This is a genomic window from Streptomyces sp. RPT161 (genome assembly GCF_027533845.1).
Lineage (GTDB): Bacteria > Actinomycetota > Actinomycetes > Streptomycetales > Streptomycetaceae > Streptantibioticus_A > Streptantibioticus_A silvisoli_A.
In genome coordinates, this window is the sequence record NZ_JAPZVN010000004.1 from 364,804 (window position 1) to 386,885 (window position 22,082).

23 protein-coding genes are annotated in these 22,082 nt (G+C 70.2%); 12 read left to right on the forward strand and 11 right to left on the reverse strand.

The features are described 5' to 3' along the window. Positions 1-27: 27 nt before the first annotated feature. Positions 28-1,848, reverse strand: a complete 1,821-nt coding sequence (locus O5O46_RS12695; RefSeq protein WP_269855457.1) for an SDR family oxidoreductase — start codon at positions 1,846-1,848, stop codon at positions 28-30. After that, positions 1,845-2,702, reverse strand: coding sequence for a M24 family metallopeptidase (locus O5O46_RS12700; protein ID WP_269855458.1), 858 nt, complete (start codon positions 2,700-2,702; stop codon positions 1,845-1,847). Before O5O46_RS12700 ends, O5O46_RS12695 begins: the two co-directional genes overlap by 4 nt. Positions 2,703-3,010: 308 nt before the next feature. Here O5O46_RS12700 and O5O46_RS12705 point away from each other — a divergent pair, with 308 nt between their 5' ends. The 6 genes from O5O46_RS12705 (at position 3,011) to O5O46_RS12730 (ending at position 8,202) form a co-directional block, all read left to right on the forward strand. Beyond that, positions 3,011-3,958: an ABC transporter ATP-binding protein gene (locus O5O46_RS12705; RefSeq protein WP_269855459.1), complete on the forward strand. Its 948-nt coding sequence runs from the start codon at positions 3,011-3,013 to the stop codon at positions 3,956-3,958. Continuing rightward, positions 3,948-4,871 carry an ABC transporter permease subunit gene (locus O5O46_RS12710; protein ID WP_269855460.1) on the forward strand — a complete coding sequence of 308 codons (924 nt, stop codon included), beginning with the start codon at positions 3,948-3,950 and terminating at the stop codon, positions 4,869-4,871. The genes O5O46_RS12705 and O5O46_RS12710 overlap by 11 nt, the downstream gene beginning before the upstream one ends. Continuing rightward, on the forward strand, positions 4,868-5,791 hold the full coding sequence (locus O5O46_RS12715) for an ABC transporter ATP-binding protein (protein ID WP_269855461.1): 924 nt from the start codon (positions 4,868-4,870) through the stop codon (positions 5,789-5,791). Before O5O46_RS12710 ends, O5O46_RS12715 begins: the two co-directional genes overlap by 4 nt. Positions 5,792-5,812: 21 nt before the next feature. Then, complete coding sequence (locus tag O5O46_RS12720) at positions 5,813-6,532, forward strand: ABC transporter permease (protein WP_269855577.1); 720 nt, start codon at positions 5,813-5,815, stop codon at positions 6,530-6,532. A gap of 16 nt (positions 6,533-6,548) precedes the next feature. Next, positions 6,549-7,340, forward strand: coding sequence for an aminotransferase class IV (locus O5O46_RS12725; protein ID WP_269855462.1), 792 nt, complete (start codon positions 6,549-6,551; stop codon positions 7,338-7,340). Positions 7,341-7,473: 133 nt separating this feature from the next. Next, complete coding sequence (locus tag O5O46_RS12730; protein ID WP_269855463.1) at positions 7,474-8,202, forward strand: Mut7-C RNAse domain-containing protein; 729 nt, start codon at positions 7,474-7,476, stop codon at positions 8,200-8,202. A gap of 27 nt (positions 8,203-8,229) precedes the next feature. On the opposite strand, the gene O5O46_RS12735 is transcribed toward O5O46_RS12730, so the two are convergent. Both O5O46_RS12735 and O5O46_RS12740 read right to left on the reverse strand, forming a co-directional pair. Beyond that, positions 8,230-8,361, reverse strand: a complete 132-nt coding sequence (locus tag O5O46_RS12735; protein WP_269855464.1) for a hypothetical protein — start codon at positions 8,359-8,361, stop codon at positions 8,230-8,232. A 57-nt stretch (positions 8,362-8,418) separates the two neighbouring features. Continuing rightward, complete coding sequence (locus O5O46_RS12740) at positions 8,419-9,234, reverse strand: DUF72 domain-containing protein (protein WP_269855465.1); 816 nt, start codon at positions 9,232-9,234, stop codon at positions 8,419-8,421. A gap of 230 nt (positions 9,235-9,464) precedes the next feature. On the opposite strand from O5O46_RS12740, the gene O5O46_RS12745 reads away from it, so the two are divergent. Next, on the forward strand, positions 9,465-9,869 hold the full coding sequence (locus O5O46_RS12745) for an ATP-binding protein (RefSeq protein WP_269855466.1): 405 nt from the start codon (positions 9,465-9,467) through the stop codon (positions 9,867-9,869). Then, the gene (locus tag O5O46_RS12750; protein ID WP_269855467.1) at positions 9,869-10,312 is read left to right on the forward strand and encodes a hypothetical protein; all 444 of its coding nucleotides are present in this window, start codon (positions 9,869-9,871) and stop codon (positions 10,310-10,312) included. The genes O5O46_RS12745 and O5O46_RS12750 overlap by 1 nt, the downstream gene beginning before the upstream one ends. Here the strand turns inward: O5O46_RS12750 and O5O46_RS12755 are convergent. Both O5O46_RS12755 and O5O46_RS12760 read right to left on the reverse strand, forming a co-directional pair. Next, on the reverse strand, positions 10,309-11,571 hold the full coding sequence (locus O5O46_RS12755; RefSeq protein ID WP_269855468.1) for a CynX/NimT family MFS transporter: 1,263 nt from the start codon (positions 11,569-11,571) through the stop codon (positions 10,309-10,311). The two genes, O5O46_RS12750 and O5O46_RS12755, sit on opposite strands and share 4 nt — an antisense overlap. Before the next feature lie 36 nt (positions 11,572-11,607). Continuing rightward, a complete protein-coding gene (locus tag O5O46_RS12760) occupies positions 11,608-12,321 on the reverse strand; it encodes a FadR/GntR family transcriptional regulator (protein ID WP_269855469.1) in 714 nt (237 codons plus the stop codon). Positions 12,322-12,421: 100 nt separating this feature from the next. Here O5O46_RS12760 and O5O46_RS12765 point away from each other — a divergent pair, with 100 nt between their 5' ends. Continuing rightward, on the forward strand, positions 12,422-13,192 hold the full coding sequence (locus O5O46_RS12765) for a rhomboid-like protein (protein WP_269855470.1): 771 nt from the start codon (positions 12,422-12,424) through the stop codon (positions 13,190-13,192). Here O5O46_RS12765 and O5O46_RS12770 read toward each other — a convergent pair. The 3 genes from O5O46_RS12770 to O5O46_RS12780 all read right to left on the reverse strand — a co-directional run bounded on the left by O5O46_RS12770 (position 13,183) and on the right by O5O46_RS12780 (position 17,904). Further along, the gene (locus O5O46_RS12770; protein WP_269855471.1) at positions 13,183-13,998 is read right to left on the reverse strand and encodes a putative RNA methyltransferase; all 816 of its coding nucleotides are present in this window, start codon (positions 13,996-13,998) and stop codon (positions 13,183-13,185) included. The genes O5O46_RS12765 and O5O46_RS12770 overlap by 10 nt on opposite strands. Positions 13,999-14,114: 116 nt before the next feature. Continuing rightward, positions 14,115-16,025 carry an ABC transporter ATP-binding protein gene (locus tag O5O46_RS12775; protein ID WP_269855578.1) on the reverse strand — a complete coding sequence of 637 codons (1,911 nt, stop codon included), beginning with the start codon at positions 16,023-16,025 and terminating at the stop codon, positions 14,115-14,117. A gap of 145 nt (positions 16,026-16,170) precedes the next feature. Continuing rightward, positions 16,171-17,904 carry an ABC transporter ATP-binding protein gene (locus tag O5O46_RS12780; protein WP_269855472.1) on the reverse strand — a complete coding sequence of 578 codons (1,734 nt, stop codon included), beginning with the start codon at positions 17,902-17,904 and terminating at the stop codon, positions 16,171-16,173. A 152-nt stretch (positions 17,905-18,056) separates the two neighbouring features. On the opposite strand from O5O46_RS12780, the gene tatA reads away from it, so the two are divergent. The 3 genes from tatA (at position 18,057) to soxR (ending at position 20,495) form a co-directional block, all read left to right on the forward strand. Beyond that, positions 18,057-18,347: a Sec-independent protein translocase subunit TatA gene (gene tatA, locus O5O46_RS12785; protein ID WP_269855473.1), complete on the forward strand. Its 291-nt coding sequence runs from the start codon at positions 18,057-18,059 to the stop codon at positions 18,345-18,347. 171 nt (positions 18,348-18,518) lie between these two features. Further along, on the forward strand, positions 18,519-19,862 hold the full coding sequence (locus O5O46_RS12790) for a hypothetical protein (protein ID WP_269855579.1): 1,344 nt from the start codon (positions 18,519-18,521) through the stop codon (positions 19,860-19,862). Between the two features lie 69 nt (positions 19,863-19,931). Beyond that, a complete protein-coding gene (gene soxR / locus O5O46_RS12795) occupies positions 19,932-20,495 on the forward strand; it encodes a redox-sensitive transcriptional activator SoxR (RefSeq protein WP_269855474.1) in 564 nt (187 codons plus the stop codon). Here soxR and O5O46_RS12800 read toward each other — a convergent pair. Then, complete coding sequence (locus O5O46_RS12800) at positions 20,407-21,297, reverse strand: alpha/beta hydrolase (protein WP_269855475.1); 891 nt, start codon at positions 21,295-21,297, stop codon at positions 20,407-20,409. The genes soxR and O5O46_RS12800 overlap by 89 nt on opposite strands. 179 nt (positions 21,298-21,476) lie before the next feature. Continuing rightward, positions 21,477-22,061 (reverse strand): NADPH-dependent FMN reductase, encoded by a 585-nt coding sequence (locus tag O5O46_RS12805; RefSeq protein WP_269855476.1) that lies wholly within the window; start codon positions 22,059-22,061, stop codon positions 21,477-21,479. Positions 22,062-22,082: the final 21 nt, after the last annotated feature.

Below are 22,082 nucleotides of genomic sequence, written 5' to 3' on the forward strand. Positions count from 1 at the left end.
TCCTTCTGGCTGTGGCCGGTGCGGTGCTTACAGGGGTGGGTCGATCCGGGCCATCGCCCGCAGGGCCTTGGGCGACAGCCGGGCGAGCAGATGGGCGGCGCGCGCCTCGGGCGTCACCGGCACGACCGCGGCATTGCGCAGTACGCCGTCCAGCACGGCGTCGGCGACCTTCTCCGGCGGGTAGTTGCGCATCCGGTACAGCCGGGAGGACTTGGCGCGCAGGCGCTCCTGCTCACTCTGCGAGGCGCCGGTGAAGTGCGCCGTGGCGGTGATGTTGGTGTTGACCAGGCCGGGGCATATGGCGGTCACCCCGATGCCGTGAGCGGACAACTCGGCGCGCAGGCACTCGCTGAGCATGAGGACGGCGGCCTTCGAGGTGCTGTACGCGGGCAGGGCGCGAGAGGGCTGGTAGGCCGCGGCGGAGGCGGTGTTGACGATGTGCCCGCCCTGGTCGCGGTCGACCATCTGCTGGGCGAAGGCCCGGCAGCCGTGGATGACCCCCCACAGGTTGACGTCCAGCACCCTGCGCCAGTCGTCGGCGGAGGTGGTCAGGAACGAGCCGGACATGCCGATCCCGGCGTTGTTCACCAGGACGTCCACCACGCCGCGTTCGGTGGCGACCCGGGCGGCGAGCTTGTCCATCGCCTGTTCGTCGGAGACGTCCACCGGTTCCGCCCACGCGGCCGCAGCGCCCAACAGCCGTGACAGCTCGGCCGTTCTGCTCGCGGCCTCCGCGTCCCGGTCGACGGCGATGACCCGTGCGCCCGCCTCGGCGAAGGCGAAGGATGTGGCGCGGCCTATGCCGCTGCCGGCGCCGGTCACCAGCACCAACTGCCCAGCGAACCGCTCCGCGTAGGCCGCCCGCAGTCGGGCCGAGCTGGTGGACGGTCTGCCGCCGCGCGACTTGCGCACCGGGCCGATCGCGGCCGTGCCCACCGGTGGGCCGGTGTCAACGCCCTCGTGGGCGAGCACGAACTCGCTGATCCAGTCCGCCAGTTGGTCGGGCCTGGTGCGCGGCACCCAGTGCTTGGTGGGCAGGGTTCTGCGCCGCAGCTCGGGAGCCCAGCGCTCCAGGTCGTCGTAGAGCCGTGGGGACAGGAACGGATCGCCGAGCGGGGTGATCAGCTGGACCGGTACATGGGCGTAGGCGTCGTCACGCGGGTTGCGCAGCCGGGGGCGGACGTTGTCCCGGTACAGCCAGGCACCGTGCGCGGCGTCGTGCGGCAGCGACCCCGTGGGGTAGGTGCCGGGTTCGAGTCGCTCGGCGCGGGCCATGAGCTTCGGCCACCGCCGGCCGAGCGGCCCTCTCCAGGCCAACTCGGGTAGCACGGGCGTGTGGAGCGCGTAGACGTACCACGACCTTGCACCCTGGCCGAGGAGTTGGGCTGTGCGACGTGGGGTGGGGCGTGCCAGACGCTGTTTGATCCAGTGGCCGAAGTGGTCCAGGGAGGGCCCGGAGATGGAGGTGAACGAGGCGATCCGGCCCTCGGTGCGGCGTACCGTGGCGAACTCCCAGCCCTGTACCGATCCCCAGTCATGGCCGACAAGGTGGACCGGGCGGTCCGGGCTGACCGCGTCCGCCACCGCCAGGAAGTCGTCGGTCAGCTTCTCCAGCCGGAACCCGCCGCGCAGCGGCGTCGGCACCGAGGACCGGCCGTGCCCCCGCACGTCGTACAGCACCACGTGGAAGCGGTCGGCCAGCCGCTCGGCGACCGGAGTCCACACTTCCTTGCTGTCCGGATAGCCGTGCACCAGGATGATGGTCGGGTGCGCGGTGTCCCCGTACTCGACGGCGCACAGATCGACTTCGCCCGAGCGCACCATGCGCTCGCGTACCTCGGACATCATGCTCCCCCCTTCGCTTCCGTGAGTGACGCCGCTTCCTTCCACCGCTTCACATGCGGCAGTTCGTCATCGAGCCAGAAAGCGCTCTGCTCGGGATCGGCCGAGTCGGTGACGACGAGGATCTCCTCGAACTTCGCGCCGGTGCCGCGGAACCCCAGGTGCGGCTCAACCGCCCACAGTCCCGGGTGTGGTGGATGGTCCGACATCCGATAGGGGCTCCACAGCGGAGACCAGCCCTCGCGGTGGCCGTGCAGCGCGTCGTTGGCCAGACCGCGCAGGCTCTGGGTGCCGAATCCGGCGATGTGCGGTGACCAGCGGCGCTCTTTGACCCGGTCGACCTTGTGCGCGATCACCCCGAACGGGTAGGCGCGGTGCCGGTTCTGGTAACCCTGCCTGCCCATCAGCCGGTCGACGTCCTCATATATCTGTCGCAGTGACCGGCGCTGCCGCACCTCGCGCAGGATGAACTCGCGGTGCTCGCGCAGATCGGCCATCAGCCGGTCTTGCAGGGGGTTGGGGCCGAGGCTGCCGGAGTAGCCGATGTCGGCGGTGAATCCGCCGTGGATCGGGGCCAGGTCGAGGATGAACGGCATCCCCGGCTCCAACTGGCGGTTGGTGGGGAAGAACTGCGTCGGCAGCCTGAACCCGGCGAACGCCGTGCGGTCCCCGAACCAGGCGAACGGCAGATGGAACCAGTCCCGCACGCCGCGGGCGGCGGCTTCAGCGCGCAGCGCACGCGTCGCCTCCCGCTCGGTCGTGCCCGGTCTGAGCTGGGCGGCCACCGTCTCCGCGCACTCGTACGCGAGCCGCTGCACCGCCTGGAAGCCGCGCAGCTCCGCGGAAAGTCCCGCTGCCATGGCCGCCCTCCCGTCCCCCTCAGCCGCCCCGCGTCTCCTGACATCCGCGCGGGCGCGTGCGAATATGACATCAACGAATGTGACAACGCTCGATGGCCGAGTCAAGAGCCATGCACCGGCCTGTGGACAACGGCGCTGATGTGGACAACCCCGCCACCCGCCGGAGGGAAAGCCCGCGGGACGGCCGACCCCGAGATCCGGTAATCCCCAGGTCGCGGGTCCCCTACGGGAGGTCCGCCTGAAGGACTACCCAAAGCCGACCCGCGGGAGTGACGACGGATGTCCGTCACTACCCCTACCGTCGACTCGTGACTGTGATCGAGACCGAAAGCCTGACCAAGCGGTACCCGCGGGTGACCGCTCTGGACCGGCTGTCCGTGGGCATCGAGCCGGGTGTGACCGGGTTGGTGGGCGCCAACGGGGCCGGTAAGTCCACCCTGATCAAAATCCTGCTCGGGTTGTCCCCGGCGACCGAGGGCACCGCCGCGGTGCTCGGTCTCGACGTGGCCACCGAGGGACCGCGGATCCGGTCGCTGGTCGGCTACATGCCGGAGCACGACTGCCTGCCGCCCGACGTGTCGGCCACCGAGTTCGTGGTGCACATGGCCCGCATGTCCGGGCTGCCGCCCACGTCCGCGCGTGAGCGCACCGCCGACACGCTGCGCCACGTCGGGCTGTACGAGGAGCGGTACCGACCGATCGGCGGCTACTCGACGGGCATGAAGCAGCGGGTGAAGCTGGCGCAGGCGCTGGTGCACGACCCGAAGCTGGTGCTGCTGGACGAGCCGACCAACGGTCTCGACCCGGTCGGGCGGGACGAGATGCTCGCCCTGATTCGCCGGGTGCACAGCGACTTCGGTATCTCGGTCCTGGTCACCTCCCATCTACTGGGCGAGTTGGAGCGCACCAGTGACCAGATCGTCGTCATCGACGGCGGGAAGCTGCTGCGTGCCTCTTCCACAAGGGACTTCACGCAGGCCACCGCCTCACTGGCGGTGGAGGTGACGGACACCGACGACCATCCGGACGGGACCCGCGCCGCGCTGGAGGCGTTCACCGCCGCGGGGCTGACGGCGCACGCCGACGGCCACCTGCTGCTGGTCGACATAGCCGACGAGTCGACGTACGACACCGTCCGGGACGCGGTCGCCGCGCTCGGACTGGGCCTGATCCGCATGGAGCAGCGCCGCCACCGCATCGCCGAGATCTTCAAGAGCAAGCAGGACCAGGAAGGAGGCAGCCGCGATGCCGCCTGAGCGCACAGCAGCAGTGGCGGTGAACGCCCCCGCCGACAACTCCCGCATCCACGACATCGGTTACCGGCACTACGACGGCGTCCGGCTGGACCGCTCGTACATCCGCCGCTCGCTGTTCACCCAGAGCCTGCGCGGTGCGTACGGGCTCGGCAGGTCGGCTAAGTCCAAGGTCCTGCCGATGATCCTGCTGGCCGTGATGTGCCTGCCCGCGGGCATCATCGACGCGGTCGCCATCTACACCCACATGACCAAGCTGCCGCTGGAGTACACGCGGTACGCGCTCTACCTCCAGGCGGTCATCGGGCTTTACCTCGCCGCCCAGGCCCCCCAGTCCGTCTCCCGTGACCTGCGGTTCAAGACGGTTCCGCTCTACTTCTCCCGGCCCATGGAACGCATCGACTACGTCATAGCCAAGTTCGGGGCCATGGCCGCGGCCCTGTTCATGCTCATCGGGACGCCGCTGGTGATCCTCTACGTCGGCGCGCTGCTGGCGAAGCTCGACTTCGCCACGCAGACCGCGGGCTTCGGCAAGGGGCTGCTGGCCGCCGCGCTGATGTCGCTGCTGTTCGGCGGCATAGGGCTGGTGCTGGCCGCGCTCACCCCGCGCCGGGGCTTCGGGGTGGCGGCGGTGATCGCGGTGTTCACCATCTCGTACGGCGCGGTGACCAGCGTGCAGGCCGTGGCCTTCCACCAGGGCGCCCAGACGGCGATCGGCTGGCTCGGGCTGTTCTCGCCGGTCACGTTGATCGACGGGCTGCAGACCTGGTGGCTGGGCGCGCACTCGGACTTCGTCGGGGGCTACGGGCCGTCCAACGCCGTCGCGGGACTGTTCTATCTGCTCGTCGTGCTCGGCCTGATCGCCGGCTCGTTCGCACTGCTGATGCGCCGCTATCGAAAGGTCGGGCTGGGATGACCACCGTAACGATCGACAAGGTCTCGCGCTGGTTCGGCAACGTCGTCGCCGTCAACGACGTCAGCATGACGATCGGCCCCGGCGTGACCGGGCTGCTGGGTCCCAACGGGGCAGGCAAGTCCACCCTCATCAACATGATGGGCGGTTTCCTGGCGCCCTCCACGGGCAGCGTGACGCTCGACGGCCAGACCATCTGGCGCAACGAGCAGGCGTACCGGCACATCGGCATCGTGCCCGAGCGCGAGTCGATGTACGACTTCCTCACCGGCGCGGAATTCGTGCTGGCCAACGCGGAGTTGCACGGTCTGCCCAACCCCGGGGCGGCGGCGCGCAAGGCGCTGGCCACGGTGGAGATGGAGTACGCGCAGGGCCGCCGCATCGACACCTACAGCAAGGGCATGCGGCAGCGGGTCAAGATGGCCTCGGCGCTGGTCCACGAGCCGTCGGTGCTGTTGCTGGACGAGCCGTTCAACGGGATGGACCCGCGCCAGCGGCTCCAACTGATGGATCTGCTGAGGCAGATGGGCGCCGATGGCCGGACCGTGCTGTTCTCCTCGCACATCCTGGAGGAGGTCGAGCAACTCGCCCACCACATCGAGGTGATCGTCGCCGGCAGGCACGCGGCGTCCGGTGACTTCCGCAAGATCCGCCGGTTGATGACCGACCGCCCGCACCGCTACCTGGTGCGGTCCAGCGACGACCGCGCGCTGGCCGCGGCGCTGATCGCGGACGGCAGCACGACGGGCCTGGAACTCGGTGTCGAGGGAGGGCGCGGTGCGCTGCGCATCCAGGCCGTCGACTTCGCGCGGTTCACGGAACTGCTGCCGCGCGTCGCACGCGAGCACGGCATCCGGCTCTACGAGGTGTCGCCCTCGGACGAGTCGCTGGAAAGCGTCTTCTCCTACCTGGTCGCGGCATAGGGAGCGAACGACATGTCCACGGTGTACCACCCGACCGTCGCCAGGCTGACCTACCGGGCACTGCTCGGCAGGCGCCGCGCGGCGATCCTCTTCGCGCTGCCGGTGCTGCTGATCATCATCTCCGTCGCGGTGCGGACGCTGACCGGCGCCGACGACTCCACGGCCCGCGATGTGCTGTCCGGGTTCGCGCTGGCCACGATGGTCCCGCTGATCGGCGTGATCGCCGGTACCGGCGCCATCGCCCCGGAGATCGATGACGGATCGATCGCCTACCTGCTCGCCAAGCCGGTGAAGCGGCCGACGATCATCCTCACCAAACTCCTGGTCGCCATGATGGTGTCGGTGGGCTTCGCCGCGATACCGACGTTCGTGGCGGGCCTGGTGCTCGACGGCAACAGCCAGCACCTGGCCGTGGCCTTCGGAGTCGCGGCGGCGGTGGCCTCGCTCGCCTACAGCGCGATATTCCTGCTCCTGGGCGTCGTCACGCGGCACGCGGTGGTGGCGGGACTGGTGTACGCGCTGGTCTGGGAGTCGCTGATAGGCAACCTGGTGCCGGGTGCGCGGACGCTGAGCGTTCAGCAGTGGGCGCTGGCACTGGCGGCCAAGGTCGCCGACGGCGGTGCGGTCTCCTCGGACGTGGGGCTGCCGCTGGCGGTGGTCCTGCTGGTGGGCGTGACGCTGGTGGCGACCTGGTTCGCGGGCCGCAGGCTGCGGGCGCTGACGCTGGTCGGCGAGGAGTAGGAATACCCTGGCCGGCGTGGAGACCTCGCCGATCACCTCACGGATCGAGATTGACGGACGCCCGGCCACCGCTGAGCAGTTGGCGTTCCTGGCCGGATTCCCGTACGGCCACTTCACGGCCATGCAGGTGCGCGGCCGGAGGACCCGTGGCCTGGAGGCGCATCTGCGGCGGCTGGACGCGGCCTCACGGGAGCTGTTCGGGTTCGGGCTGGACGGCGGCCGGGTGCGGGAACTGGTGCGGCACGCGCTCGGGGCGGACGTCGCGGACGCCTCGGTGCGGGTGTACGTCTTCCAGCCCGAGGCGGGGCAGGCGCCGTCCGTCCTGGTCACGGTGAAGCCGCCCGCGGAGGATCCGGACCACCCGCAGCGGTTGCGGGCGGTGCGGTATTTGCGGCCGGTACCGCATATCAAGCACCTCGGTGGGTTCGGGCAGAAGCACCATGAGCGGCAGGCCCAGCGCGAGGGGTTCGACCATGCGCTGCTCGTCGGTCCCGACGCGGTGGTGGCGGAGGGCGCGATCGCCAACATCGGGTTCTTCGCCGGGCCCACGGTGGTCTGGCCGGAGGCGCCCATGCTGCACGGCATCACCATGCGGCTGATCGAGGGCGCGCTGGCCGAGCGGGGGACGCCTTCGCGGCGGGCGGTGGTGCGGCTGGCTGAAGTCGCCTCGTACGACGGGGCGTTCGTCTGCAACGCGAGGGGGATCGCGGCGGTCGGGTGGATCGACGGGGTGGAGCTCGCGGTGGACGCGGAACGGATGCGGGGGTTGATGGAGTTGTACGACTCCATCGGGTGGGACGAGATTTAGCCTCGGGCCGGATCTCGGCCGGATCTCGGCGGGGCCCGGTGGGTCCGGCGCCGCCGCGCCATGGTGGTCGCTCGCCGTCGCGGCGGGCAATCCGTTGCCGTGGCGACGGCGGGCACCGTGGCAGGCTGGAAGGGTGAGTGGTGCGGAGCTGCGGGTCTGTGTGGCGGATGACCTGCGGTTTTTCCTGGCGGTACGGAATCGGGGGGCGTCGGGGGTACGGGTGGCGGTCGATGGGACGTCGTCGCTCGGGCATGTCGTCCAGTCGATCGGGGTGCCGCTGACCGAGGTCGGCGGCCTGGAGGCCGACGGGCAGACAGTGCCGGACACATACCGGCCGCGTGGCGGTGAGCTGGTGCGGGTGCACGAGGTTCGGCGCCCGCAGCGGGTCGCGGACGTGCGGTTCGTGCTGGACGTTCATCTGGGCGCGCTGGCACGGCGTTTGCGGTTGGTGGGCCTGGACACCGCGTACCGCAACGACATGGACGACGACGCGCTGATCACGCAGGCCAACGGGCAGGGCAGAGTGTTGCTCACGCAGGATCGCGGGTTGCTGTTCCGTAGGAGCCTGTGGTGCGGGGCGTTCGTACGGGGGTCGCGGCCAGATGCCCAACTCGCCGACGTACTCCACCGGTTCGCGCCGACGCTGGCGCCGTGGACGCGGTGCATGGCGTGCAACGGTGAGCTGGAGCCGGTCAGCAAGGACGAGGTGGTGCATCTGCTTCAGCCCGGGACGCGGCGTACTTATGACGCGTTCGTGCGGTGCCGGGAGTGCGGACAGGTCTACTGGCACGGTGCCCACCACGGCCGCCTGGACGCGATTGTGACCTCGGCCACAAGGACTGCCGGCACTTGGATGTGTTAGCCGTCGGAAACTGGGCAGGCGCTCGTCTCAGTATTGATCACGAACGGAGTGAGCGGCATGCACGGCGGCGGTGGGTTCAGTGGCGGCGGTCATCACGGTGGGGGGTTCAGCGGGCACCACGGTCACCACGGAGGGCTCGGTCAGCACCATCACCACCACACGGGAGATGCTTCGGCTGGCTTCGTCGGGGCCGCCTTCGGCCGCCGTCGCCCCTCGTCAAGCCCTTACACGGCCAACGGCCGCTTTGGCATGATCTTGGGCGCGCTGCTGCTCATGGCCGTGCTGACCTGTGTGCTGGGTGCGCGCTAGCAGCCCCAGAAAGGTTTCCGCGTCACGCACCGCGGCCCCGCCCGGGTCGTTGTTGAAATACGCGTACACGTCCGACTCGTCCGGCCAGGTCTCCGTGATCCGCCGCACCCAGGTGGCCAGCGACTGGCGGCCGTAGCGCGGCCAGGGCTGCGCGATGCCCACGTGGAAGCGGACGTATCCCCAGTCGGCGGTGCGCCACAGTGGTCCGGTGGGCCTGGCGCGCCAGTCCGCCCAGCACAGGGCGGCGCCGTGCTTTTCCAGCAGTGCGCGGACCTCGTCCGTCCACCACGAGTCGTGGCGCGGTTCGACGGCCACCCGCGTGCCGGTCGGGAACGCGGTCAGGCATGCGTCCAGTGACTCCACCGTCTCCGCGTCCGCGCGCAGCGTCGGGGGCAACTGGAGCAGTACCGGGCCGAGGCGCGGCCCCAGCTCAGCCGCGCGGGACATCAGCCGCTCCACCGGTTCCCGCGGCTCCCGCAGCCGCTTGATGTGCGTCAGATAGCGGCTGGCCTTCACGGCCATGACGAAACCGTCAGGCGTACGGTCGCGCCACTCGGCGAAGGTCGCGGCCGTCGGCAGGCGGTAGAAGGCACCGTTGTTCTCCACGGTGACGAAGCGCTTCGCGTACTCCTCCAGCCACAGGCGCTGCGGGCACCCTGCCGGGTAGAGGACACCGCGCCAATCCCGGTACATCCAGCCGGACGTGCCTACCAGTACGGACACATCCGTATGTCTACCCGGCTGCGGTGCCGGAAATCACCCCGTTCGCGGGGCCGCCGCCAGGAAGGAGCCGCGCTCGATCCGGCGGCTGCCCGTGGTGACCGGGGCGTTGACCGCACCGTCGCCACCTCACAGCTCCCCACTGCCACGCCTTCACCACAGCACTCGCACACTTTTGTGTGCGATCCGTTTATGCCTGGTCAGGCTGGCCTCGGGCCGGGAACGTGGAAGGCATGACGCTGGAATCCCCACCCATCGTGACGACGTCGAGTCCGTGCCGACTCCAACTCGGCGCGAAGCAGGACCTGTTCGGCGCCGCACGGCGGATCGTCAGGGCCAATCCGCGGCTGTGGGGGCGGGCGGGGCTGGTCGACGCGGCCGGGGTCTGTGTGACGGAAACACCGGCTCATGTGAACCCGGCTGACTGCGAACTCGTTCTGGGGAACATGCGCGAGGGGGTGCGGGCGGCCGTCCGTGATCAGTCGACCGCGCTGCCGGTGGTCGTGGAGGAGGCGGACCGTTGCGCGGAAAGCGGTCGGGGGGCGTTCATCGTCGTCAACACCGCGGACTTATGGGCGACTTCGCCGATCGAGGGCGGCGGCAAGCAGGTGTGGGCGCTGTTGCGGGCGGGCGCGTGATGGCGACGCCCACGCCCGCGTTCGTCAACTCGCTCGCGTCATGGGCGTGGTTGGAGCGCACCAGTGCGGGACCGGTCGCGTTCCTGCTGCTCGCGCATCCTGATGCGCGGCAGGTTGAACGGGAGCTGGTCGGGCTGGCCAGGGCGCTGGGGCTGGTGCCGCCGCGTACCCGGTTGCCGGACACGGGGGCGCGGGTGACGTTGGTGGGGCGGCTGCGGGCAGTGGTCCAACTGGACGGTTGCGCGCACCGGGTGCAGGTGGAGGTGGGGGAGCGGTGGTCGGCGTTCGTGGGGGACGGGGGGCCGGTGCTGTTGCTGGTGGGGCTGGACCCGCTCGCGCGGTGTTCGCCGCGCGAGCGGGTTGAGGAGTACCTGGGCGTCGGCACGCTGGGGGGCCGGCTGAGGTTGGGCGCGGCCCGGGGGTTTCGACCCCGAACGCCCTAGACCGTGCGGCGCCTTGCGGCCGCCAGGCCGACCAGCAGGGCCGTGAGGCAGACGCCCAGCATGACCACCAGGGGGACGGTCCAGTTGCCCGTCGCCTGGTACAGGGCGCCCGCCCCGAAGGGTCCCACCGCGGCCACCAGGTAGCCGACCGTCTGGGACATGCCCGAGAGGCGGGCGGCGGTGTGGGCGTCGCCCGAGCGCAGCACGATCAGGGTGAGCGCCAGTCCGATGCCACCGCCCTGGCCGACGCCGATCAGTGCGGCCCACAGCCAGGCGTACGCCGCGGGCGCGACCAGCAGGCCCGCGTATCCGGTGCCGACCAGACCGGTGACCAGGACGACCAGCAGGCGCTGGCTGCTCATCCGGCCCGCGAGCAGCGGTACCCCGAAGGCGCCGGCGAGTTGCACCAGGGTGTTGAAGGCGAAGACGACACCGGCCGTGGAACGGCTCATTCCGTGGTCGGTGAGGATCGTCGGCAGCCAGGCGATGAGCACATACGTCCACAGCGACTGCAACGCCATGAACCCGGTGACCTGCCAGGCGAGCGCGCTGCGCCACACGCTCTTGCCGGAACCGCCGCCCGCAACGACCTTGGTCTCATGGCCGGTTCGGCCCCAGGCGATGACCACCTGCGGCAGCCAGGCGAGGGCGGCGATGCCCGCCAGCAGCGACCAGGTGGCCAGGGACGCCTGCCAACTGCCGCCGAACGCCTTCTCCAGCGGTACGGAGGCCGCGGCGGCCAGCGTCGCTCCGGCGATCATCGCGCCGGTGTAGACGGAGGTCATCGAAGCGGCGCGGTCGGGGAAGTCGCGCTTGATCAGGCCCGGCATAAGGACGTTGAGCAGGGCTATCGCGGTACCGGCGAGCAGGCCGCCACCGTAGAGCGCCACGACGGAGGGCAGCACGCGCACCAGGATGCCGACGCCGAGCAGCACCAGGGCGCAGAACAGCACCAGTTCGGTGCCGAAGCGCTTGGCGAGGACGGGAGCGATGATGCCGCCGAGGCCGAGGAAGAGTACCGGGACCGAGGTGACCAGGCTGCTCGCCGTCGAGGAGAGCCCGAAGTGCGCGCTGATCTCGCTGACCAGCGGGGAGATGCTGGCGAGCGCGGCGCGCATGTTGAGCGAGGCGAGTACCACGCCGACCAGGAGCACGACCGGGTGCGCGAGGAGCGCGCGGCGGGCGGCGACACCGGAAGGAGTGGGGCGCAGGTCGGTTTCGGCGTCGACGAGCAGTTGGTCGGGGTCGGGGCGGGTCAAGCGTTGCTCCTTTCGGCTCCGCGCGGGAGGTTCCTGTTACCGCTGGGCCTCGGTGTCGTGCGTGATGAGCGCCTCAACGGCGCGCATGGGGGACATGAGCAGGTTCCGGGCCGCGGTTTCTGCGGTCTGCGGGTCGCCGGACTCGATGGCGTCGACCAGCGCGGTGTGGGTTTCCAGGTCGATGGGCGGCATGCCGTCCTGGCCGAGCGAGGCCACCAGCGCCTCGCGTACGGACGAGCTGAAGTAGCCGTAGACCTCGGACAGCGCGGTGTTGTGCGCGGCGGCGACGACCGCCAGGTGGAAGTCGACGTCGTCGTCGGCCTGGATGGCGCCCTCGGGCTGCGGGCCGTGCTGGTGCAGTGCCCGCAGCCCGGCACGCATCCGGCGCAGGTCGTCGGCGGTGCGGCGGGTGGCGGCGAGGCGGGCGGCCTCGGTCTCCAGGGCGATGCGCAGTTCCAGTACGTCCCGGACGTTCGCCTGCTTCATGCCGCGCAGGACCGCCGCGGGGTCGGCGGTGGACCGTACGAAGGTGCCCTGGCCCTGGCGGGACTCCAGCAGTCCGGCGTGCACCAGGACGCGCACCGCCTCGCGCACGGTGTTGCGGCCGACGCTCAGGCGTTCGGCCAGTTCGTGCTCGGTGGGGATGCGGTCGCCGACCCGCCAGGCGCGTTCGGCGAGCTGGGTCCTGAGCTGTTCGACGACGGTGTCCACGAGGGAGCGGCGGTCGGCGGCGCGCAGCTCTGGGGTCACGGCGTCCTCCGGCTGGGTTGAGGGGTTACCCGGTCATCCTACAAGTTCCGTGGGTTCGGCTCGGTGCGGGCGCACAGAGAATGCCGTCATCATGTGGAGGGTGACCGCAACCGACCACGAGCCCCGTAAGGGCCGCCGCGTCACACCACGCGAGGCGGTCCGGATCGGCCTGCGCGCCGTCGGGGAGTGGGTGGGCCATTCGCCGGGCACGCACATCTGGCTGCTGGTGCTGGCGGTCACCAGCGGGGTGATCGCGGTGGTGTCGCCCGGGGTGCGGAACTTCCTGCTGCACCACAACAGCACCAATCTGGTGCAACTGCGTGATCACCCCCTTCGGGTGCTGTTCGTCAGCGCGCTGTGGATCGAGTCGCCCTCAGGGTTCCTGATCTACGGGGTGTTCTTCGAGCTGATCCACGCCCCGGCGGAGCGCTGGCTGGGCACCTGGCGGTGGCTGCTGACGGTGGGGATCGCCCATGTCGGCGCGACGCTGGTGAGCCAGCAGGCGGTGCGGCTGGGGATCCAGTACGAGCGGCTGCCGAAGTCGATGGCGCACACGGTGGACATCGGGGTGAGCTACGGGATCGCGGGCGTGATCGGGATCCTGGCGTACCTGGTGCCCAGACCGTGGCGGTGGGGGTACGTGGTGCTGGTGACCGGTTTCTTCGGCTGGTCGGTGGTCAACGGGCGTACGTTCACCGATCTCGGGCACTTCACGGCGCTGCTGCTGGGGTTCGCGTGCTACGCGTTGACGCCCACGGCACGGTCGCGTGGGCGTCGGCCGCCCGGGGGGCCGACGTCGGGCGATGGGTCACGGACCTGGCCGGGGGCCGGGCCCAGGGGCGGCCGGTTGGCCGTGTGGTCTCAGGTTTGAGGCGTCGGCCGGTACAGAGACAGGCGGAACGAGGCGGTCACCTGGCGGTCGCCTTCCACGGCGCGCGGGGCGTGGTGCGCCGAGGGCCCCATCGCCACGGCGTCGGTCGCCTCGGCGGCACTGAGGGTGAGCGGGTAGTCCAGATGCTCGGTGCGGGCCGGCTCGAAGCGGCCGGACAGGGTGCGGTCCAGGCGCTCCTCCTTGGCGGCGTCGACCTCCAGCAGGCCCGCCTCCGCGCGGAGTTCCGCAAGGTGGGCGCCGGTCGGGGTGACGACCAGAAGGGCGCCTTCGGGCCGCAGTACGCGGGCGAACTCGGCCGCGTTGCGCGGGGCGAACACATTGAGCACCAGGTCGACTTCGGCCGAGCGTACGGGCAGTGGCCGCCATACGTCCCATACCGCCGCGGCGGCCCTGGGATGGGCGCGGGCGGCGCGGCGGAGGGCGTACTTGGAGATGTCCAGGCCCAGGCCGACGGCGGTGGGGAGAGCGTCGAGGACGGCGGCGAGGTAGTAGCCGGTGCCGGTTCCGGCGTCCAGGACCGTGCTCGGGCCGAGGTCCGAGGCGATGCGCGCGATCGCCTCGGCGAGGGGGGCGTAGTGGCCCGCGGCCAGGAAGTCGGCTCGGGCGCGGACCATTTCGGCGGTGTCGGCGGTTCCGGTGTGGGCTCCGCCCGAGAGCAGGTTGACGTAGCCCTGGCGGGCGATGTCGAAGGCGTGGGCCTTGGGACACTTCAGCGCGCCCGCGCCCGCGGTGAGCGATTGCCCGCAGAGCGGGCAGGTCAGGAGGTTCAAAGCCGTGCCGAGCATGGACTCACGCTAACGCGAAGGGGTGCGGGGGCTTCGCGCCCGCACCCCTTCGCGGGGCTTCGCCCGCCTGCCGCGGTGCGGGGGTTCGAAGACTCTGCCGCCGAACCCTCGCCACCTCAGACCGAGTCCGCCGTCTCCGCGACCGGTTCCGCGAACTGGGCGGCGTACAGCCGGGCGTACGCGCCCTCCGCGGCCAGCAGTTCGTCGTGCGTGCCCTGTTCCACGATGTGGCCCGACTCCATCACCAGGATCACGTCCGCGTCGCGGATGGTGGAGAGGCGGTGGGCGATGACGAAACTCGTGCGGCCGGACCGCAGTTGGGCCATCGCGTGCTGGATCAGCACCTCGGTGCGGGTGTCGACCGAACTCGTGGCCTCGTCCAGCACCAGGATGGCCGGTTCGGCGAGGAACGCCCGCGCTATGGTGATCAACTGCTTCTCGCCCGTGGACACGTTGGCGCCCTCGTCGTCGAGGACCGTGTCGTAACCGTCGGGCAGCGTGCGGACGAAGCGGTCGACGTGGGTCGCCTTGGCCGCCTCGATGATCTGCTCGCGGGTGGCGCCCTCACATCCGTACGCGATGTTGTCGGCGATCGTGCCGCCGAACAGCCAGGTGTCCTGGAGGACCATGCCGATGTGCCCGCGCAGCTCCTCGCGGGACATCCCGGCGATGTCCACCCCGTCCAGGGTGATCCGGCCGCCGGTCACCTCGTAGAACCGCATCAGCAGGTTGACCAGCGTGGTCTTGCCCGCGCCGGTCGGGCCGACGATGGCCACCGTCTGGCCGGGGCTCACCGACAGCGACAGGTCCTCGATGAGCGGCTTCTCCGGGTCGTACTGGAAGTGCACACCCTCGAACTCCACCTTGCCGGTGACCTGCTCCGGGCGCAGCGGCTCGGCCGGGTCGGCCTCCTGCTCCTCGGCGTCGAGGAGGTCGAAGACCCGCTCGGCGGAGGCCACACCGGACTGCACCATGTTGGCCATGCTGGCCACCTGGGTCAGCGGCTGGCTGAACTGCCGCGAGTACTGGACGAACGCCTGCACGTCACCGATGGACAGGGTGCCGGAGGCGACCCGCAGACCGCCGATGACGGCGATCAGCACGTACTGCAGGTTGCCGATGAACATCATCGCGGGCTGGATGGTGCCGGAGATGAACTGGGCCCTGAAACCCGCCTGGAACAGCGCCTCGTTGTGCTCGGCGAAGATCTCGGCGGACTCCTTCTGGCGACCGAAGACCTTCACCAGGGAGTGGCCGGTGTACATCTCCTCGATGTGCCCGTTCAGCTTGCCCGTTGACTTCCACTGGGCCACGAACTGCGGCTGGGCGCGCTTGCCTATCCGGGCGGCGACGATCACCGACAGCGGCACGGTGAGCAGCGCGACCAGGGCGAGCAGCCAGGAGATCCAGAACATCATGGTCAGCACGCCGAGGATGGTCAGCAGCGAGGCCACGATCTGGCTGAGCGTCTGCTGAAGCGTCTGCGCGATGTTGTCGATGTCGTTGGTGGCGCGGGAGAGCACCTCACCGCGCTGCTGCTTGTCGAAGTAGCTGAGCGGCAGTCGGCCGAGCTTCTCCTCCACCTCCTGGCGCAGCCGGTAGACGGACCGCTGCACCACTCGGGTGGCGATGCGGGCCTGACCGAAGCCGCACAGCGCGGCGGCCACGTAGATCAGCAGCACCCACAGCAGGACGACGCCGACCGCGCCGAAGTCGATGCCGTGGCCGGGGCGCACGTTGTGCATCGGGGCCACGATGTCGGCGATCTTGCCCTGGCCGTGGGCGCGCATGGCGGCCACGGCCTGCGCCTGGGTGGTTCCGGGCGGCAGTTGGCGGCCGATGACGCCGGCGAAGATCAGGTCGGTGGCCTTGCCGAGAATCTTGGGTCCGAGCACGGACAGCCCGACGCTGCAGACACCGAGCACCAGGGCGAACACGATGATGCCTCGCTCGGGGCGCAGCATGCCGAGGAGCCGCTTGCTCGATCCCTTGAAGTCCATGGACTTCTCGGCCGGTTGGGCGCCCATCCAACGCGCCGGTCCGGCCGCGGGGGCCGGACCTCTACGGGGTGCGGGGGTGCTCACCGTGCCTCCTTGTTCGCTTCTCCGCCCGCGCGGCGCAGAGGTGCGGGTTTCGTGGTCGTGTGCGGCAGGGCGGCCGCGTGTGCGACGCTCACGCCGCCTCCTGCTCGGTGAGCTGGGAGAGCACGATCTCCCGGTAGGTCTCGTTGCCGTCCATCAGTTCCGTGTGGGTGCCGGTGCCGACGACGCGGCCCTCGTCCAGGACCACGATGCGGTCGGCGTCGCGGATGGTGCTGACCCGCTGCGCGACGATGACCACCGTGGCGTCCCGGGTCTCGCGGGCGAGCGCGGCGCGCAGCCGGGCGTCGGTCGCGTAGTCCAGGGCGGAGAAGGAGTCGTCGAAGAGGTAGATCTCGGGCCGCCGGACCAACGCCCGCGCGATCGCGAGGCGTTGCCGCTGGCCGCCGGAGACGTTGCTGCCGCCCTGTGCGATGGGCGCGTCCAGGCCCTCGGGCATGCGCTCCACGAAGTCGCGGGCCTGCGCGATCTCCAGCGCCTGCCACAACTCCTCGTCGCTCGCGTCGGGCTTGCCGTAACGCAGGTTGGAGGCGACCGTTCCGGTGAACAGGTACGGCTTCTGCGGTACGAGGCTGATCAGTTCGGCCATGGTGGCCGGGTCCAGCTCCCGTACGTCCTCGCCGTCCACCAGTACCGAACCGGAGGTGGCGTCGAACAGCCTGGGCACCAGGCCGAGCAGGGTGGACTTGCCGCTTCCGGTGGAGCCGATGATGGCGGTGGTCTCGCCGGGCAGGGCGATCAGGTCGATGTCCTTGAGCACCGGTTCCTCGGCGCCGGGGTAGCGGAATTCCACACCCCGCAGTTCGAGTTGGCCGTGCCGGGTGACCGAGGAGACGGGCGTCACCGGGGGCACCACGCTGGTCTCGGTGCCGAGCACTTCCTGGATCCGCTCGGCGCACACCTCGGCGCGCGGGACCATCATGAACATGAAGGTGGCCATCATGACGCTCATCAGGATCTGCATCAGATAGTTGATGAACGCGGTCAGCGCGCCCAACTGCATGCCGCCGCTGTCGATGCGGTGCCCGCCGAACCACAGCACGGCCACGCTGGCGATGTTCACCACCAGCATGACCAGCGGGAACATCATCGACATCAGCCGGCCGGAGCGGACCGAGACGGCCATCAGTTCGCTGTTGGCCTCCTCGAACCGCTGGCGCTCGTGGGTGTCGCGGACGAAGGCGCGGATCACCCGGATGCCGGTGATCTGCTCACGCAGGACGCGGTTGACGGTGTCGATGCGCTCCTGCACGCCGCGGAACACCGGACGCAGCTTGCGGACCAGCAGCGAGACGATCACGCCCAGCACCGGCACGATGACCAGGAGCAGACCGGACAGCGGTACGTCCTGGTTGAGCGCCATCAGGATGCCGCCGACGCACATGATCGGCGCCGAGACCATCAGGGTGAACGTCATCAGGGTCAGCATCTGGACCTGCTGGACGTCGTTGGTCGTCCGGGTGATCAGCGAGGGCGCGCCGAAGTGCCCCAGCTCGCGGGCCGAGAAGGACTGCACCCGGTCGAACACCGCGCCCCGCACGTCCCGGCCGAGGGCCATGGAGGTGCGTGCGCCGAAGTAGACCGCTCCGATCGCGCAAATGATCTGGAGCAGGGTTACGGCGATCATGAAACCGCCGGTGCGGAGAATGTAACCGGTATCACCTTTGACGACGCCCTTGTCGATGATGTTGGCGTTGAGCGTCGGCAGGTACAGCGTCGCCAGCGTTTGCACCAGCTGGAGAAGCACGATCAGCGCTATGGGTTTGGTGTAGGGCTTGAGGTAAGCCCGCATAAGTCGGACCAGCACATCGCGCAGAGTACGCGAAGCGGGCGTCCGGATGCGCACGTATTTGCGGGTACCCGGACGATGTTGTGTACGGGTTTCGGGAATACTGCAATGAGGGGCGTGCGGGCCCGGACCAGCCAAGGGAAACAAGAGGAAGAAGAGGTGGGACGCCGATGCTGCGCAACGGTTTGGAACCCTGGCACCTTGTCGTTGTCGTACTCGTGGTGTTCCTGCTGTTCGGAGCGAAGCGGCTGCCCGACACGGCCCGGGCGCTCGGCAAGTCACTGCGGATCCTCAAGAGCGAGACCAAGGCGCTGAAGGACGACTTCAAGGAGGGCGCCAGCGGCGAGTCCGCCGCGCCCAGGACGCAGGACGAGCCCGTGCGCCGCACCATCCAGTCGGCGCCCGGTGACACGGCCAGCGCCCGGCCGGTCGAGGATCCCCGACAGGCGCGTAACGATTAGGTCCGGGTGTCAACCTCCGTGCGCGCCGATGCGTCCTGTCTTTACGTACTCTTGGGTGATCGATTGATCTCGGATGGTCGATCGCAGGAACGTCAGCAGGAACTACGGAGGCTTTTCGTGGGCACGTCCCTGAACAGAGCACGCCGGGGGCTGCTCGCGCTGCTCCCGGCGATGCTGCTCGCCGTATTGGCACTGGCGGCTTCGCCCGCGCACGCCGCCGGGGGTCTGGACGCGGTGGCCGAGGGGTTGAAGAAGAGTCCTGTCTATGTGGACCCGCGCGCCTCTTCGCAGCTTTCGTCGGCGGACGCCGCGGCGCTGGAGAAGAAGATCAAGGACGCGAACAAGCCGGTGTTCGTCGCCGTGCTGCCCGACTCGCCGGAGTACCCGCGCGCCACGCTGCTGCGGCTGCTGCGCACCAAGGTCGGCGTCACCGGCGTCTACGTGGTGCACCTGGGCGACAAGGGCTTCAACGCCGCGGCCGACGCCAAGGTGATGTCCCACAGCACGGTCAGCAACATCGTGCTGGACGCCAAGTCCTCCGCGAGCGACGCCAAGACCGAGCTGAACACGTTCGTCGACCAGGCCGACCAGGTGGCCAAGGGCCACGCCCCCAGCTCCTGGGGTGACTCCGGCGGCTCCGGTGGATCCGGCGCGGCGGCCGGTGCGATCGCCGCTGGCGTGATCGTGCTGGGCGCGGGCGGCGGCGGGTACGTGCTGTACCGCCGGGCCAAGAAGAAGAAGGCCGAGCGGGAGCGGGCCGCCCTGGACCAGCTCCGCACGGTGGTGGACGAGGACATCACCGCGTTCGGCGAGGAGCTTGAGCGCCTGGACTTCAGCCCGGCCGACCCGTCCGCCACGGACGCGATGCGGGGCGACTACACACACGCGCTCGACGCGTACGACCGGGCCAAGTCGCTGATGGCCGCGGCGGCCAAGCCGGACGACGTACGGCCGGTCACCGAGGCGCTGGAGGACGGCCGGTTCTCGCTGGCCACGCTGGCGGCCCGGCGCACCGGTGCGCCGCTGCCGGAGCGCCGGGTGCCGTGCTTCTTCGACCCGCGGCACGGGCCTTCGGTGCGTGACGTGGAGTGGGCGCCCGCCGGCGGGGCGGTGCGCAGCGTTCCGGCGTGTGCGGCGGACGCCAGCCGGATCGCCGACGGCGCCGAGCCGATGACCCGCCATGTGCAGACCGCGTACGGCCCGCAGCCGTACTGGGACGCCGGACCGGCCTACGCGCCGTGGGCGGGCGGCTACTTCGGCGGCGGAATGCTGCCGGGGCTGCTGATCGGCACCATGCTCGGCAGCGCGCTCAGCACGCCCGCGTACGCCTACGACGGCGGCGGGTTCGGCGGCGGCGAGATGGGCGGCGGATTCGACAGCGGTCCGCAGGGCGGTGACTTCTCCGGTGCCGACTTCAACCCCGGTGACTTCTCCGGTGGGTTCGGGGACACCGGCGGCGGATTCGGTGACTTCGGCGGGGGCGACTCCGGCGGATTCGGCGGCGGCGACTGGTAGTCCGCACCGCAGCCGATGAACACCCTGGCTGGACCTGAACCAAACTTCAGGCCCAGCTAGGGTGTTCTTGTGAGCGGCGTGTCCTGGCAGGCCAAGGAACTGACCATCGGCGAACTGTCGGAGCGCAGCGGGGTTCCGGCGTCCGCACTGCGCTTCTACGAGCGCCGGGGGCTGATCGACAGCAGTCGCACCAGCGGCAACCAGCGTCGCTATGCGCGGGACACACTGCGCCGGGTGGCCTTCATCCGGGTCTCCCAACGGGTCGGCATTCCGCTGGCCACCATTCGCGAAGCGCTCGCCCTCCTGCCGGAGGGGCGCACACCCAGCAAGGAGGACTGGGCATGCGTCTCCGAGCACTGGCGGCAGGACCTGACGGAGCGGATCAGGCAGATGACGATGCTGCTGGAGAAGCTGACCGACTGCATCGGATGCGGGTGCCTGACCCTTGAGCGCTGCGCCCTGGCCAATCCGTGTGACGTGCTGGGGGAACAGGGGTCCGGGGCGCGGCGGTTCGAGGGTCAGACAGTTCGCGGAAGCGAGCCCGCTATCGCGCCAACTGGCGAGTCAGCAGGCACTCCTCCGCGAAGGCCAGGGTTTTCAGGTGGTACGAGCGGGCTGCCCAGCCGAGGCTGATGTTGTGGCCCGCGCTTTGCTGTCGGTCGAAGAGGATCCTGGGGGCGGCCAGCAGGGTCCGCATGGACTCCAGGGTTTCCTCGTCGTGGTGCCACCAGCGTTCGTGTTCGGCGTACGTGAACCGCACCGGCACCTGCAACCGTGCGGCCACCGAGGGGAAGACGTCCGGCCAGTTCCGCAGCTCCCGGGCCTCGCGCACCGGCATCGGGGACACCAGCGGTTCGGCGAGCCGGAACGTGTCCGGCGGATACAGCCGCAGCGGACCCCAGTTGAGGGAGCCGAGCCGCACACCGTTCAACGCGCCTTCACCGTCCGGCAGTTGTGAGACGTCGACCGCGTAGCGGTGGCTGATCCCGGAGATGTCCAGCCCGAGCAGGTCGGCGCCGCGCTTGTCGGCGGCGGCGGTCAGCGCGAGCTTGCCGCCGTAGGAGTGGGCGACAAGGAAGAAACCGGCGCCGGTCTGGTGGCGCAGCGCGAAGTCGCTCAGGGCCGCGTGCAGCGTCGCCGACTGCTCGGCCAGGGCCATTCCCTCCGGGAGCCGGCCGGCCGACAGACCGTAGCCGGGGCGGTCGACGGCGAGCACCGTGAAGCCAAGCCGTGCCCCGAGGGACAGCAGGGAGAGGCTGGGATGCGCCGGGCCGTGGAAGTAGCCCGCCTTCATGCCTCCGCCGGGCACGGCGACCACGACGGCCCGCGGCGGCAGGTGCTCGGGTTCGGCGAGCAGTGCGGAGAGCTGGACGCCGTCGGCGTCCAGGACGATGTCCCGCGGCTGCGGTGCGGCGGAGTTGATCGGCTCAGTCATGTCGGTCCGTTTTCAGGAGGCGTGAAAGGCGAATCGCGGGGTTGCGCCGAGAGGATTCGAACGTACCCCGTGATCAGATCACGATGTGGGCCGTCGGCCCCGGACGGAGCGCGGGGTGCGCCGAAACCGTTCGGCGCACCCCGCGCGTGGTGTGGTCGGGCCGGCACGGCCCGGTCGGATCAGCTGCCGTACGGGTGCTTGGCGCGGGCGTCCCGCAGGGCGTTGCCCCACCATGCGAGCTGGTCCAGGAGGACCTTGGCGGCGGCCTCCGGGCCCGAGGGGTCCTTCGGCGCGCCGTTCTCGTCGAACTGGCCCCAGGGGGTGTGGAAGCTGACCGCGTCCCGGACCGTCACGGCGTGCAACTCGGCGAAGATCGGCCGAAGCTGCTCCACCGCGCGCAGGCCGCCGGACAGGCCGCCGTAGGAGACGAAGCCGACCGGCTTGGCCTGCCACTGCGTGGAGTGCCAGTCGATCAGGGACTTCAGCGTGGCCGGGAAGCTGTGGTTGTACTCGGGGGTCACCACGACGAAGGCGTCGGCCTGCTCCAGGCGCGGGGAGATCTTGGCCAACTCGGCGGCCACCTCGGGCGACGGGTTGTGCGACAGCGCCATGGGGAGCTGGTGGTCGACGAGGTCGATCACGTCGACGGTCAGGTCCTCGCGCTGCTTGGCGATGCTGGTGAACCAGTTGCCGACGGTCGGGCCGAAACGGCCTTCACGGACGCTGGCGACCACGATCGCGAGGCGCAGGGGAGGGGTGGACATGTTTCGCTCCTTGGAGATCGC